At 32.6% G+C, this 15,552-nt stretch carries 12 protein-coding genes and 1 riboswitch; of the genes, 4 read left to right on the forward strand and 8 right to left on the reverse strand.

Going from position 1 to position 15,552, the window contains the following annotated elements; translation table 11 throughout:
* Positions 1–249: 249 nt before the first annotated feature.
* The 6 genes from HMPREF2864_RS10055 to HMPREF2864_RS10080 all read right to left on the reverse strand — a co-directional run bounded on the left by HMPREF2864_RS10055 (position 250) and on the right by HMPREF2864_RS10080 (position 9,284).
* Positions 250–2,091 carry a DUF6270 domain-containing protein gene (locus HMPREF2864_RS10055; protein WP_070545560.1) on the reverse strand — a complete coding sequence of 614 codons (1,842 nt, stop codon included), beginning with the start codon at positions 2,089–2,091 and terminating at the stop codon, positions 250–252.
* Positions 2,092–2,101: 10 nt separating this feature from the next.
* A complete protein-coding gene (locus HMPREF2864_RS10060) occupies positions 2,102–4,129 on the reverse strand; it encodes a CDP-glycerol glycerophosphotransferase family protein (RefSeq protein ID WP_070545561.1) in 2,028 nt (675 codons plus the stop codon).
* Entirely contained in the window at positions 4,126–5,250 is a 1,125-nt protein-coding gene (locus tag HMPREF2864_RS10065) for a glycosyltransferase family 2 protein (protein WP_002460550.1), read from the reverse strand. Before HMPREF2864_RS10065 ends, HMPREF2864_RS10060 begins: the two co-directional genes overlap by 4 nt.
* The gene (locus HMPREF2864_RS10070; RefSeq protein WP_070545566.1) at positions 5,250–6,611 is read right to left on the reverse strand and encodes a glycosyltransferase family 2 protein; all 1,362 of its coding nucleotides are present in this window, start codon (positions 6,609–6,611) and stop codon (positions 5,250–5,252) included. Before HMPREF2864_RS10070 ends, HMPREF2864_RS10065 begins: the two co-directional genes overlap by 1 nt.
* 311 nt (positions 6,612–6,922) lie before the next feature.
* Positions 6,923–8,260, reverse strand: coding sequence for an aspartate aminotransferase family protein (locus tag HMPREF2864_RS10075; protein WP_070545571.1), 1,338 nt, complete (start codon positions 8,258–8,260; stop codon positions 6,923–6,925).
* 208 nt (positions 8,261–8,468) lie between these two features.
* Positions 8,469–9,284 carry a MetQ/NlpA family ABC transporter substrate-binding protein gene (locus HMPREF2864_RS10080; RefSeq protein WP_002478559.1) on the reverse strand — a complete coding sequence of 272 codons (816 nt, stop codon included), beginning with the start codon at positions 9,282–9,284 and terminating at the stop codon, positions 8,469–8,471.
* A gap of 103 nt (positions 9,285–9,387) precedes the next feature.
* A riboswitch (SAM riboswitch) is annotated at positions 9,388–9,494 on the reverse strand.
* A gap of 140 nt (positions 9,495–9,634) precedes the next feature.
* Here HMPREF2864_RS10080 and HMPREF2864_RS10085 point away from each other — a divergent pair.
* The 3 genes from HMPREF2864_RS10085 (at position 9,635) to HMPREF2864_RS10095 (ending at position 12,432) form a co-directional block, all read left to right on the forward strand.
* A complete protein-coding gene (locus HMPREF2864_RS10085; RefSeq protein WP_237449016.1) occupies positions 9,635–9,949 on the forward strand; it encodes a hypothetical protein in 315 nt (104 codons plus the stop codon).
* A gap of 302 nt (positions 9,950–10,251) precedes the next feature.
* Entirely contained in the window at positions 10,252–10,824 is a 573-nt protein-coding gene (locus HMPREF2864_RS10090) for an LPXTG cell wall anchor domain-containing protein (protein ID WP_070572213.1), read from the forward strand.
* A 717-nt stretch (positions 10,825–11,541) separates the two neighbouring features.
* On the forward strand, positions 11,542–12,432 hold the full coding sequence (locus tag HMPREF2864_RS10095) for a fructose bisphosphate aldolase (RefSeq protein WP_002478556.1): 891 nt from the start codon (positions 11,542–11,544) through the stop codon (positions 12,430–12,432).
* A 104-nt stretch (positions 12,433–12,536) separates the two neighbouring features.
* Here HMPREF2864_RS10095 and HMPREF2864_RS10100 read toward each other — a convergent pair whose 3' ends face one another.
* A complete protein-coding gene (locus tag HMPREF2864_RS10100; RefSeq protein ID WP_070545575.1) occupies positions 12,537–13,706 on the reverse strand; it encodes an FAD-dependent oxidoreductase in 1,170 nt (389 codons plus the stop codon).
* Positions 13,707–13,726: 20 nt separating this feature from the next.
* Entirely contained in the window at positions 13,727–14,305 is a 579-nt protein-coding gene (locus HMPREF2864_RS10105) for a PadR family transcriptional regulator (RefSeq protein ID WP_002478554.1), read from the reverse strand.
* Between the two features lie 362 nt (positions 14,306–14,667).
* Between HMPREF2864_RS10105 and HMPREF2864_RS10110 the strand changes: the two genes are divergently transcribed.
* A complete protein-coding gene (locus tag HMPREF2864_RS10110) occupies positions 14,668–15,546 on the forward strand; it encodes a LysR family transcriptional regulator (protein ID WP_002478553.1) in 879 nt (292 codons plus the stop codon).
* Positions 15,547–15,552: the final 6 nt, after the last annotated feature.

Here is a 15,552-nt window from a genome sequence, read left to right on the forward strand (position 1 = left end):
GTATTTTCAATCCAGTCAACTACTGCCAATATTTCGTTCATAGCCTAAAACATAATGATGTTCTAGGCTCTTATTTTATATTCAATACTCTGAAATGTATGACTTTGCGTTCCTAGGGTGCTATCTCAGGTATCTGACCAAGTGTACTATGCTTTAGCATGTGATTTTATATGCTTATACGTCATCAGTGTTTCTAGCCGAGAAATAATGCAACTTTTCATGCGCCTTTTGCGCTTATAATCTACATTATTACAACGCTTTAATTAACAATACTTGTTTAACAAGTTCACTAAAATAGTCTTTGTAATATTGTGATTCGTAATGTGAATAGGAGAAACCAAAAGGATGATTTTTATCTGCATGATACTGCTTTCCTGTTAAATCAATTACTTTGACTTGTGGATAATGTTGAAGCAATAAATTGTCTAAATTCTCCCATATTTCATTCGCTTTTTTAATTTGTTGTATCGTAGAAAATGTCTTGAGCTGTCCTTCTTCACTATACTTTTCCGCTAATCGACCTCTATTTAAAATAATATGACTTTCAGGAATGATGTTAGTTATATGATGCATAAATTTATGTAACTCAGCTAACCACTCATTATAATAGTCTGTATCATTGTCAAATTCATGCGCATTCCATTCACTGACATAGTCCCCTAAATTGGGATTATCTTTAATCAAATAATTATAAGTAATCTTGCTACCATTGTTTAACTTTAATGATGTTAATAAAGCATCAGCATATAAATCAATAACGAGTATTTCAGCACCTGATTGGCGTAGCTCATCATAAAAGGTTTTAGCCATATCACGTGCAATATGCTCAAATTCATGATGTTGCTTATATTGCTGCATTAATGATGCTGGTGCTGGCACTGCATTTAAAGCATCCAAACGACTATGGAATTGAGTGAATACACAGTTCATATATTTTTTATAATCTGGATTAAAATAAGGTGATGTATTTAAACCATTGCGCGAAAAACAAGTTCCTAAAACAGCAATTTTCGGCACTTCATAGGCTTGTGATTGTGTCTTTTCTAAGACATAAAGACTTAAACCTCCTCGCCCATTAATGTAAAACTTAGCATTCATCGTGTTACTCAGTGTTACATAGCGCGTATCTATCTGTTTATGATTTGTAGGAATAACGAATCGTGCTGTCTCAAAATTTTTACCAATGAGCACATCAAAGTTATCACCGTCTTTAGTATAAATTTTGTGCAATTGACCTAGATCAATGATGGCACTCTGCTTAATTGTAGGAAATTCAACATACTCGCGATAATGAAATGGATTGCCTTGTCGCGAACGTAAAGCTAGATAAATAGTGTCATGAGCCAATTCCCTATCACAAGTCAGACTATATAATCGTTGGTTGACTGCTTGTATGGATATAGGTAATGATGTCACTTGTTGCTGCACATTTCCATATAATAAAAAGTTATCTTTTTGATGATAATCAACAGAATATTGTGCTAACAACGCCTTATTTTGATGAATCCAATCCGTTAATTGCACTTTCTCTACATACTGATTTCCACAATCATCTTTTAGTTGTACATAAACACTCCAGCGTTGTTGTCTAATAGCTAGATGTTGCATCATTGTTAGCATATCTTCCATGATTATGTGCTTATCTTTAGTTACAAAGTATTTAGCAGTTGGCAACATCGTTCCAGCGACTAATTGCCCTAAATATGTCGTACATTTGTAATCACTGATTAATTGAAGTTGATTGCCTTGACAGTGAATTTTTACGAGATTGTCTTTAGCCGTTAAAGTAATATACAACGCTTCTTTATCAACGTGTATAGTTACAATATAAAGTGGATTAATATCGTCCAAAATAATAGGTTCTCTGGCCTCAACATCAAGTGCCATTTTAATTTTCAAACCACTGATGATACCTGAACTAAAATGATGCTTCAAATCTAAAGTCACCATGTGATTATTTATTTCAAATGTTAATGGAAATTTTTGTAAAAAAATACCAATGCGATCTTCAAATTGATACATAATATCGGTTGGTTGTTGTATGTGATGAAAACAGAGCTTTCCCTGTTCTACTGATATAGTCGTCTTCATTGCTTTTTCCTCACTTCAACTGCTTAATAGTGTCAACTAATGTTTGATTAATATGGTGCTTAACTTCAAACAATTTATCGTAAGCTATTTGATATTGTGGTAATAGTTTAAAGTCATTGGCAGCCAATTTCTGAAGTGCTTCTGTAACTTGTTCAATTGTAGTCACAACTTGACCGATATCTCGATATTGAATCTGTTTAGACGGTACATGATGTGACAGATATTTATTATATTGATAAAATATGACATTTTTTTGCTGGAATAAAAAGTCCACCGCTACCGATGAAAAATCAGTAATTAAAAATTTTGATTGTGCAATAGCCGTTGGAATTTCGACATCACTCATTGAACAAAATTCAATTTCAGCATGTTCACTCATTAAGTACTTACTATATTTATCAAATTGTGGATGTAATAATACCCTTAGCGTTAAGTTATAGCGTTGCAAAAAGTCTAATACCGTAGAGTTATTTAGCAATTCTACCATTTTATGATAGTACTCACTGCTTAAAAATTGTGCCGTTGTCAAATATTGTAATCCACGTTGCCATGTTGGCATAAATAATACTTTTTGACTTTCACTAATTTCCACAGATGTTTCCAATAAATTATCATGTCTTGCCATACCTGTAATCAATACTTCATGTTCATCGTAACCTAATGTTTCAGTAATAATTTGTTTTTCAAATTGATTATTTGCTGTTATATAGTTCACTAAATAATTATTCTTACTTAAATATGGCGATATATTGTGAATAATCATTCCATGCTGAATAGAGATAATTTTCTTTTGTGCAAGTTCTTGTTGATAAATATGTTTATACAAACGATTATTGTACGGTAACAGCGTTTCTTCGGCTGTAAATGACGTAATATAATTATCCGCAGCAAGCATTAATAACTTATGTTTAATCGAACCAAAATTGATTACTTTTCCTAGGTTTTTCACTTTTGCACGTGCATGCTTAGCATGTTTGTCCAAAATATAATATGCTTTAATTTCACTACATTGTTGCGTTAAATATTTAAACAAGAAATAAGAATTATCTGATGCGCTGTCTTTACGTTCTGAAATCAGCCATATTGGCTTGTGTATGATCATTTTAAATAAATGTGCAAAGCATTTTAAACTATATTTTTCTAGATATTTTAGTATTAGCTGTAATTTTATACGTGCATCGCGATATTTTTGTGTCTTTATCCAAGCATCTGAAGTTCTGAGTTGTTCAAATTCATTATCCCTATTCTGTTCCAAATTTTGATTAACTTGGTACCAATAACGACGACTGCGATATAATGTCAATGCACTCAATGCTTCATCAAAGTATCGTTTAAATACTAAACCATAAAATAAATACAACCTTGTTTGTTTACGTTCCCTCAGTTCTTTCAAACCACTAAATTTTTGTGCAATTATCTTCATTAATTTAAGTTGCTTTTCTTTATCCACGTCTCTTTCAAATACTTGATTATCAATAACAAAGTCTAAAAAGTGAATTAAATCTTTTTTTGAAGCGAAACCACCTATGATTTGAGCGGTTGATAAAGATTCCAATAAGTCAATCGTTAAATCGATAATATCATGCTTATATTCCTTGTTTTGCGTATTTCTTCCAATATAATTTGCCGAAATATACGCTTTTGATGTTATCGTAGCCGTAGCTTGAAAATAGGTCATTAAATCACAATGCTCTTGTGTTTCATCTCTCCGTATTAAAATAGTAGCAAACCATTCTCTATAATTGTTATATGTATAAGGCATTTGTTTGAGATATTTTACATCTCTAAGTGTCCACTGTACTGCAGTAGCATCAGATGATTGTAATGTTTGAATTGCTTGTTCAAGCTCTACATGATTAAAAGTAAAGTTAGGGTTGGCAAACAAGATATAGTCATAACCTTTAATATCTATATTGATACTTTTTTCATCTGCTATATAAATCGTTTCAACATGTTTAAAAGCCTCACAATGCTTAAGTGCTTTATATTGTTGGACATTCATGTTCCTTGTTTTAAAGAGTACTAATAATATGTTCATCGTTGTTTCAATCCTATAGTTCGTTTTATTGTTGTCACTAAACGGTGTAATTTGTAACTTTTACTGCTCTTAAAGCGTTTAATTTCTGCAGCTTTCGCTTGTAATGCGGTTGCACTATAAAAATATCTTCGTCGCGCTTCTAATAATGCTGCATAAGAAATTGCAAGTTCATATTCGCGCTGTTGTATCAAGTGAATAATAGGTAATTCATGACGTAAATATAAATTAAAAATACGTGGTTCATAATGATTTACAATGTCAAAAAGCTCAGTAAATATTTTTAACTTTTGACTATTATCAATAAGATAAAATTCTTGATCTAAGACTTTCCAAAAGATTGAACGTAGCGCATTAATTTTAAAAAATTGTAATTGTTCTTTATTATAAAAAGGTTTACAAATATGATATGCGGCAATATCGTTTTCAATGGAGCGCATCACATCTTGATGTGTGATTGATTTATTATCACCTGTATCACGATTACGATAGTAATAAATAATTTGTGGCGTGTATGAAAATGATTGTGCCTGGGTATACAGCAATGTATCCACCAATTTATCTTCTCCATTACGAAGCCCCTCTACAAACGAAATATGATGTGCATCATAAAATGATTTTCGAATTAATTTCAGTACAACGCCAACTTTCACTTGCGAGAAAAATGGAACATCGTCGAGCTTTACATGCTCATACGTCTTATTTAATTTATATTCTTTAAATGTCACATGCTGGAATGTCGATCCATCTTCATTAAAAGACACCATTTTTCCCATAGCAAAATCATCTTGATCTCCCATTGATGCCAACAATTGTTCATACGCATCCGATGCTAAAATATCATCCGGATCCATAAAGTGAAGAAAATCGCCAGTTGCTTGAGCCACACCAATATTACGTGGTTTTCCTGGTGCACCATAATTAACAGGACATTGATATAATTTAAAATGGCTAAATTGTTGTTCATAGTTACGCATTTTAGCAACACTATCATCAGTGGAACAATCATCTATAAGAATGACTTCTATCTTTTCTTGCCCAATACTTTGATGAAGCAACGAGTCTAAACATGCTTCAATGTAATCCGACACATTGTATACAGGCAAAATGACTGAAATTAACATTAAGATACCTCCTTATTTCTACGACTTGAAACGCTATAATATTTGATTGAATACATTAACTTTTTTAACATGCGCATCCCTAAAGATGGATTATAAATATTCATTTTGACACCACGCTCATTATCAATAATTCTGAAGTAACCACCTATTAGCAAACGATAGCGTGGCAGTCGAATTTGAAAAGTTTTACGACTAAAATTTTTCACCTTAACACCTAAAATGATTAATGGCTTATCGTGTATTAACATTGCTCGAGCTTTTAACTTGCCATGTGAATCAATATAAATTTGCGTACTATCACTCATATCAAACGCCTCTTGAGACAATGAAAAGTGTAATTCACGACTGCCCCAATGATAATGATGCACAATGATATTTATTTTTTTATAATCCTTTTCAGCTGGAAATACCATCCCTTTATGCTGATAAAGGATGTGTTTATAGCAATTATCAATTGGTAATGCATCTATCATCTCTATGCTTATGTATTGTAGTAATACTTTTGTTTCTATGTTAAAACGAGTATTGTCTTGAATGTATTTTAAATTTAAATAACCCTGGTTATGTTCTAATATATAGTTCAAATAATGTAACACGACCAAATATTGAATATAAGGTAAAACCCTGCCGTATAAATCGGTAGAGCGTTGAATTAATTCAAGATAATTTTTAACGATATGAGGCGCATACCTATTTTGATCCTTCCATGAGTTAATACTTAATGACCGGTAATCATCTCTGTTATAGAAATAATTAACATGTTTAATTAAGCCATAAGACTTGACGTCTAATAGAATCGTATTAATAAACTTTGCATCTTCCCAAAAATCAATCGTCTCATCGAATGTATACTTATGATGGTTAAACAACGATTTTCGAAAGACCATTCCTCCAATATGATATTGAATATCTTGGTACTGCTGTGTAATATCTACTACATGCCTACGTTGTTGAAAACGATAATTTAAATTTTGAGCTGATAATGTATGGCCTTTACGTATTAATATAGGCGCACTTGCTAATTTTACGTGCGGATATTTAAGAAAAAATCGACTGGCTTCTTTGAAAAAATTTGTGCTCACATAATCAGAGTCATCAATAAATGTCACTAATTTTGTCTCAGGACTCATAAGTGACATGCCTAAATTTCTAGCTGCACTGACACCTTTATTCGTTTGATTAATAATTTTAATCTGTGCATGATTTTGATGGCCTTTTAAAATTTGTGCCGTCGAATCAGTGCTACCATCATTGATAACAATAATTTCATCCTCTTCAAAATACAGACAGCTTAATAGCTTATCTAGTGTATGTGCAATATATTTTTCACTATTGTATGTAGGAATGATGATTGAAAACACTCGTAAGCTCCTTCCGATGCAACAAGGCTATCTATTTATTAACGCGTTTTAAACAAGCTACTAATTAACTACTGTATATTAACAAAATACATTATGATTATACACCATTTATTAACTAAAATATAACCTATATTTTTTATTTAATAAACACTTGCCTATAATCGTTGTAACTGCCAAGCGAATACACTTTTCAAATATTAAAATTTTAAATCACTGACAAAAAAAGAACCTCCTGAGAGGTCCTAGATTTAAATATATTCATCCTATTTAGCAATATACTTTCGAAGTTAATTAATGCGCGTACACCTTTATTACCAGCCTTGACCATCGATATCTAATGTATCTAATTGCCCATCTTGTAAACCTTGTAACGCCTGTTCTAACGTTGCTAGTGCTTCATCTAATTGCTCATAGGTAATGACTAATGGTGGTTGAAATCTCAATACATTACCTGCAACGGCAATAATGACAACACCATGTTCAAAACAATAATTACATATTTTTAAAGCTGCTTCTGGATCTCTTGTCTTATTTTGCTTATTTGACACAATATCAATGCCTATAGAAAGCCCGATGCCTCGAACATCACCAACATACTCATAACGTGAAGTCCATTGTTCCATACGTTGGCGTACATAGCGCCCTTTATTGACACTTGCTGATAATAAGTCGTCTTCTTCAAGCATTTCAATTGTTGCGAGTGCTGCCTCACAACTTACCGGATTAGCCCCAGTAGTAAATAAATGGGCTGGTGCTTCCAAGCTATCAATAATTTCTTTACGTGCCACTAACGCAGACATTGGTAGGCCTCCAGCTAATGACTTTCCAAATGTAATCATATCTGGTATAAAATTAAAGTGTTCCACCGAACTCCAAGTGCCTGTTCGACCTAATCCTTGCTGAATGTCATCAACAGCAATTAAAATTCCGTGTTCTCGACATAAAGCTGCTAATGCCTCAAAATAGCCTGCGACTGGCTCTAGTAATCCACCATCACCTTGTATCGTTTCAACAACAATACATGCCACTTCGTCTGCGGGTACGTATTTCGCAAACATTTCCTTTAGAGGTGCTAAATATTCAGCAACTGTATTTGCAGTTGGCTGTTCAAACATTCCTCTATAGTTATCAGGAAAAGGTATGTGATAAAAGCCATTTAGTAATGGTCCATAATGTTTGCGCATATTTAAACTAATCGCGGACATAGATAATGAGCCAAATGTTGATCCATGATAAGCGTTAGTAAAGCTAATAATATAAGGACGTCCCGTGTAAGCACGTGCAAATTTAATGACACCATCATTAGCATCAGATCCACTTAAACCAAAGGTTACCCTTTTTTCAAAGTTGCCAGGCGCAATCTCGCACAACTTTTTAGATAATTTAACCGCCGATTCATGATACATATATGCGGGTGTATAGTGAATGAACTTATCTACCTGCGCTTTTATAGCATCGGATACTTTTTTAGGTGCATGACCAACATTTTGCGAACTGGCACTCGATAATAAATCAATATATGATTTACCGTCAACATCGACAAGCGTTGCACCATAACCATGATCTATCACGAGCGGATAATATTTGATACGTCCTGATTTTGCAAAATATTTCCCATCTTCTTCAATAAGTTGCGCTGCTTTACTCATAGTCAATTCATCCTCCAAATACTGCTGACTTATTCGCACAGCAATGTAATACAACCCAATATACAATTAATTATCAGATTTGTAAATATTTTCTGAATAATTAAATTATTAAGTTGTTTGTTCACGCTTACTGTGGATATTTAAAATGATTAAAACAACAAGTACTAAAATTAACATATGTTGTATCGCAGCACGCTATTATGTCACTTTAATTTTCATATGGAATCACGTCGTCACCATATTGTTTTTTAATATATGCTTTAATTTCTTTTGATTGTAAAACTTTTAATAATTCTTGGAATTTTTTATCTTTTTTATGTCCTTCTTGTACTGCAATAATATTAGCAAAAGGTGATGATTTTCCTTCAAATGCAATCGCATCTTTAGATGGTTTTAAACCATTATCAATTGCGTAATTTGAGTTCATGATAACTGCTGCACCTTCACTGTTATTATATGTTTTAGGTAAAAATTCAGCGCCTTGTTGATTATTGAATTTCAAATGCTTTTTATTTTCAGCAATATCTTCAAACTTCGCATCTTCAATTTTCACTCCTTTTTTCAACTTAATTAAGCCTTCGTTAACAAAAAATGATAAAAAGCGTCCTTCTTCTGCTGGATTATTTGAAACATAAATGGTTGAACCATCTGGTATGTCTTTAATATGTTTATATTTTTTACTATATACGCCCATTGGAGTTGTAAAGACTTTGCCTACTTCTTCAATCTTATAGCCATGACTTTTTCGTTCTGCCTTTAAATAAGGTACATGTTGGAAGAAATTGGCATCTACATCACCTTTATCTAATAATTTGTTTGGTACTTTATAGTCATTAACAATCTTAACTTTTAAATCATAGCCTTTTTTCTTCATTGCTTCTTGTGCATGTTTTAACACATCTCCATGTGGTGCTGGTGTTGCTGCAACGGTAATAGTCTTGCTCGCTTCTTTATTGTCTTTGCCACACGCTGATAAAGCTAGAGTAATAATTAACACACTAATCATGATGACCCATTTTTTCAATTGTATCCTCACCTTTCTAATTGCTACTTCAATAAAGATGAAAACAGTCGAATTCAAGACATAAAAAATACTTTCTCAAATTAAGAGAAAGTACGCACACTTTCTCTCATCTCTTAAAGTACTTTAAACCTTATGTGACTTGGCACCATGTCATTCACTGACGGTTGCCGGGCTTCATAGGGCACATCCCTCCACCACTCTTGATAAGAGTCTTCTTACTTTTATTGAATTAAATTTATCCTATCACTATGCAAAGAGAACGTCAATTAGATTTTTGAATTTTCTGACTAATAATTGTTTTTTACACTTAGGGGAAAAGATAACTAAATCGTTTTAAGGAGAAATGCCTAATGTATTATTTAAAATATCATTTAACGAGCGCCTGTCTAATTAGTATGTTGCTATTATTCATATTGTTTATCATAGATTTGTTAACTGACACAACCCAGTTAGCTCAATTACTTATCAATATAGACTTTATTATTCCTAAACAATTCACCCCGTTATGGCTTGAAATCCTTATTCATTTAATCATTGGTATTGTTGTTTATATGATGTTATTACTGCTCTATCGAGTTAGAAAGCAATGGTATGCCATTGGTTATGTGGCATCTATGTTATCTTTTATAGTGCTGTATCCATTTCTCATTCATATCGCTGTTTGACCTATCTTTCATTTTAGCTGGTCAGAATATAGTCTATGGCTTTTAGCACATATTATTTTTATCGTTTGTGTGGCTAGAAGTATTCCATTTATTGATAAAAGATAAATAAGTATATCACTGTATAATTAAGCTTTGATAACATTTAAAAAAGCAAATGCTATATTTGTATAAAGTTAATTTTAGCGCATACGTAAATACAATATTAAGATTACCTTAGGATTTGTTAAAAACGCCCGCACATTAAGCTGATGATGATACACTTACACTGTAAAGTTATTTACTATGTGAATGGGGGTTTCATAATGAAACAAATGGTTCAAATTATTTTATCTGTTTTTGCGCTATTCTTGGTATTAACTGCAACAAGCGTATGTGTTACTCAAGCAGATACCATGTCCCAACAAGATGCAATCACAACTGCAAAGCAAGCTATGGCACGTAGTGGTGGCAATCCAGATTTGCAAAATTTTAATACAGTTATAGACAAAGGTAACTACTTTAAAATCAAAATCATACTTAAAACTAATGACAGTGTCGGTACTTATAAAGTTTATAAAAACGGCCAAGTTGAATATAAAAATGGTAAATTTGGTGTATATAACCTATTAAACCCTAACCAAACATATGCAGCTAGCGAAATAGCTAATACCTCAACTCATATGGCACAACAAGAACAGCAAAATAACCCCGTAGATTGTAAAAAGGAACTTAATCGCTATTATGTGGGTAATATCAAATCTACGGAATTACCTCAGCAGAATGCCTCACTCCCTGAAACGGGTCACACTTCAAATAATATAATAACATTAGCATTTGGTATTTTAGCACTTATGAGTGGTTTGGCATTGACGTTCATGCGCAATTCAAAACACTAAAGTATTCATAAGTACATTTAGGACAAATCAAATGTATTGTTCTCTTTCGATGATCATTATGATCACCGTGTATACCAATTATAATGAATGGTACTGTTTACTTTTACATGTAAACCAAGTAACTTGATGCTCAGTTCCCGCTTAAAGCTGTCTTAATAAATCACGTTGTTGCTTCGGTAAATTCCAAATATATTGAATAAATTCTCAATCAAGCCTTTGCGGATTGCCGTAAAGGTTCTTTGTTTGTGGCTTACGTCATTATTTTAAATAACAGATTATGACTCTAATTATGCATTTCAACCGCGTTTCTTTTAGTCAATTGACTTATCTACACACATGACCCTTAGCGCTAGAGTGGCTACTTTACTATCGATCATCCATTTATCCTGTTACATAATACACATCAATGCTTCAGTTAACTGCGATTCACTTATGGTCTGATTATCATCAATCATTGAATACGATCAATATAATAGTATGGAAAGCTTAAAATATTTTGTAATTGACATGCTAATGAAGATTTACCCCTGTCTGGTACTCCCCAACGGTCAATAGTCGTCATGCCGTGTTCGACTCCCCTACGATAAAAATACGTCTATTTTTTGAAACTCTACAAATTTTATTAAGAATATTCAATAAATATGAGTAAAAAAGCTTGAGAATATATTCATTTTTTATCATACTATTAGTGAAACTTATTAGAAGGAGTGGAAAGTAATGAATAAAGAACAATTAGAAAAGGTAAAAAATGGTAAAGGCTTTATCGCCGCTTTAGACCAAAGTGGTGGTAGTACACCTAAAGCTTTAAAAGAATACGGTGTTGGCGAAGACCAATATAACAACGAAGACGAAATGTTCCAACTTGTTCACGACATGCGTACGCGTGTTGTCACTTCACCATCATTCACTTCAGATAAAATTTTAGGTGCGATTCTATTCGAACAAACAATGGATCGTGAAGTTGAAGGCAAATATACTGGTGACTACTTAGCAGACAAAGGTGTTGTTCCTTTCTTAAAAGTAGACAAAGGCTTAGCTGAACAACAAAATGGTGTTCAATTAATGAAACCTATCGATAACCTAGATGAAACATTAGATCGTGCAGTTGAACGTCACATCTTTGGTACTAAAATGCGTTCTAACATTTTAGAATTAAATGAACAAGGTATTAGAGACGTTGTTGAACAACAATTTGAAATTGGTAAACAAATTATTGCCAAAGGTTTAGTTCCAATTATCGAACCTGAAGTGAACATCAATGCTAAAGATAAAGCCGAAATCGAAGAAGTATTAAAAGCTGAACTTAAAAAAGGCTTAGACGCTTTAAATGATGACCAATTAGTGATGTTAAAATTAACAATTCCTACTAAAGCAAACTTATACAAAGAATTAGCTGATCATCCAAATGTTGTACGTGTAGTTGTATTGTCAGGCGGATATAGCAGAGATGAAGCAAATAAATTATTGAAAGACAATGATGAATTAATCGCAAGTTTCTCTCGTGCATTAGCAAGTGACTTAAGATATAGCCAATCTAAAGAAGAATTTGATAAAGCTTTAGGTGAAGCTGTTGACTCAATCTATGATGCATCAGTGAATAAAAACTAAGATATATGTTTAAAGCTTAAGCGATAACAGCTTTGAGCGAAAAGCATTGAAATTAAAAAAAGTGCCGACTGTTTCACCTTAAACAGTCGGTACTTTATTATTTTTTATGCTTGATGTACGTCAAACAAATTTCCTACTTGCTTAAAGAAATCTCCAAATTTTTTGGCAGGATTACCTTCGCCAAACATCTCTTCTAAGTTTGCCTGTGATTCACGAGCACTTTGCTCAGAAGTTTGGTACATGTCTGTTTCGTATGCTTTTAGTGCATCTTGTAACGTTACATGACTTTTAATTGCTTCAGCCAAAAGATATGCATCGTAAAGTGCCATATTGACACCTTCTCCTGCAAAAGGGCTCATTAAGTGCGCTGCATCACCAATTAACGTCAAGTTCGCTTGATTATCCCATTTGAAACCAATAGGCAGTTTATAAATACGTCGTAATAATAAATCATCACTCGCATAATCAATGTATTTTTTCAAATTGACGTCCCAATCTCTAAAGTCATGTAATAACTGTTCTTTAATTTCTTGTCTATTCATGGCTTTAAATTGATCAAATTCATCATAATCCATTTTATACGACATATAGACTTTAATTCGTCCATCTCCATTAACTTGACCTAATATCGCTTTGTGATCGCCAAATGCCATCATTTTCCCATTTTTGTTAAATTCAGCTAAATCAGGATACTGATGAAAGACATCTTCAACATTTAATTCTACCATCGATATCCCATTATACTCTACGTCCGTATTTGCTAAATAAGGTCTTACTTTTGAAAAAGCACCATCTGAACCAATTACAAAGTCAAATATTCGTGTACTGTAATCATCAAATGTTACTTCAATTTGCTCATTATCTATATGCGTTAAAGATTTAAATGCTTTATCATAAACTACGGTTTCAGGTTTTAATTGTTCAAAAATAATATCACATAATTCACCACGATCAATTTCTGGTCGTCCACCTTCTATTTGTGGATCAACTAACGCTTCATAGTATACGTTGCCATTTTTATCTAGTACGCGCGTATCTTCGCCGTCAAAGCGTGCTTGTGCTTTAAATTTATCGATAATGCCTGCTTGTTGCAATGGCAATTGACCACTATCATCATGGATATCTAAAGAACCTCCACGATCAATGTTAACATTTAAACCAGCTTTTTCAAAAATATTAACTTCAAAGCCTTGGTGCTGTAACAATAGGCCTAACATTAAGCCTCCAGGCCCCCCACCAATAATGCCAACTCGTCTAATATCTTTTATATTCATAACCCTATTTCTCCAACCTTTTATTTATAGAATTGTTGTAATCGTTCTTTTGTTTCTTGTATAAAGACGTCGAATTCTGCTTTCTTTTTATCATCTTGTAATGTCTGCTGACTTGCTTTCATAAACTCATGGAATAATGTTTGCATTTGTTCACGCACTGCTTTTAGTTCTTCAAAATCAACGTTTTTAAATTGTTCTAAGCGTTTTGTAAACGCATCTTGATCTACATTGTCCTCTAAAAACTTTTTACCTTCATCCGTAATGGTATACACTTTTTTATTTCCATCTTTAGAAATAGATACAAAGTCTCTATCTTCTAACATTTGTAAAATTGGATAAACAGAACCAGGACTTGGTGAATAAAAACCTTTAAATCTTTCTTCTAAGTCTTTAATTATTTGATAGCCATGACGTGATTCTTCTTCTAACATTTTAAGAATAACGAATTGTAAATTCCCTTTTTTGAAAAATCTATCACGCCCACCGTGACGGCCACCGAAACCACCGAAATTTCCAAAACCTCGAGGGCCTCTCCCTGCATCAAATTGTTCAAAATGTGCCATACCTTGTCTCATACCTTCTAAATGTCTTCTAAACATAATTTTCATCACCTTTACTTATTTTTAATCAATTTCGATATATCGATATAATAAACGATATATCGTTAAATGTAAAGCGATATATCGAAATTATTTTTAGGAAATTAAATACTACACTAACAAACCCGTCAGCATAGCGTTAAATAAGTATTTGATTGATTAAATTTTCGTGCTTGAAATTACTTAAATTACGTTTCCAATCTTCAATCATTTGATGGTAAATGCACGCTTCATAATCAAACACATCTTCCTCAAGTAAAGTTATTATGAATATTCAAACTGCAATGTTCTTTCAATTGAATATACCAATGATAATCAAGTATGATTTAAATAATTATACTTATCGAAAGTTGTTGATTGACATGGAAATTTCTTACTTAAATGAATTTATTGTCTTAGCTAAATACCAAAATTACTTTAAAGCTTCTCAAGAACTCTACATAGCACAATCTACACTGTCTAAGCACATTGTTTCTTTGGAAAATGAGTGCGGTTATCGTCTTATAGATCGCGCAAATAAACAATTTGAACTAACAGAATCAGGTAAACTATTTCTGCATTATGCCAAAATCATTTGCCAAAATTATAAAGATTTATCAAAACAGCTTGAGCAACAGGAAAATGATAATTTAATCACCATTAACCTTGGCGCTTCTCGATTAATGATTGAATATGGTATTACAAACTTAATCTCAAAATGTGTTCAAAAATTTTCTAATGTTAGATTTCGTATTCATGAAGGGTCAGAACAAGAATTAGCTCAATTGATTAATGAAGGTAAGATTGACATTAGCTTTTTAAGATCACCACATCCACCTCATGATAATCATTCTTTTACTTATATTGAAGAAAGCTTATGTGCTATTGTGCATGAATCTCATCCATTAGCCTATGTCTCACAAATCGATCTATCGATGCTTGAAAATGAACAACTCTATTTACCACCTGAGTTCGCATTGGAGCATCAAGCTTTTTTAAATTATTGTGAAGAACAACAATTTTATCCATTAATTTCATTTACAGCACCTCGTATTGAAAATTTACTTGAAATGGTAAATACAAATAATGGCGTCGCATTGATTATGGAACAACAGGCTAATTATTACGTAACGTCTCCTTTAAAAATCGTTCAGCTGAATTCACCTATAAAACTCTATATTAACGTTAATGTTCATAATCATTTAATTGCTTCTAAAGAGGTGGCATATTTGCTAGAGTTAGCCAAAAAGCACAGAAACTAATTACAA

Origin of the sequence: Staphylococcus sp. HMSC059F04, assembly GCF_001812565.1 — a bacterium.
Lineage (GTDB): Bacteria > Bacillota > Bacilli > Staphylococcales > Staphylococcaceae > Staphylococcus > Staphylococcus lugdunensis.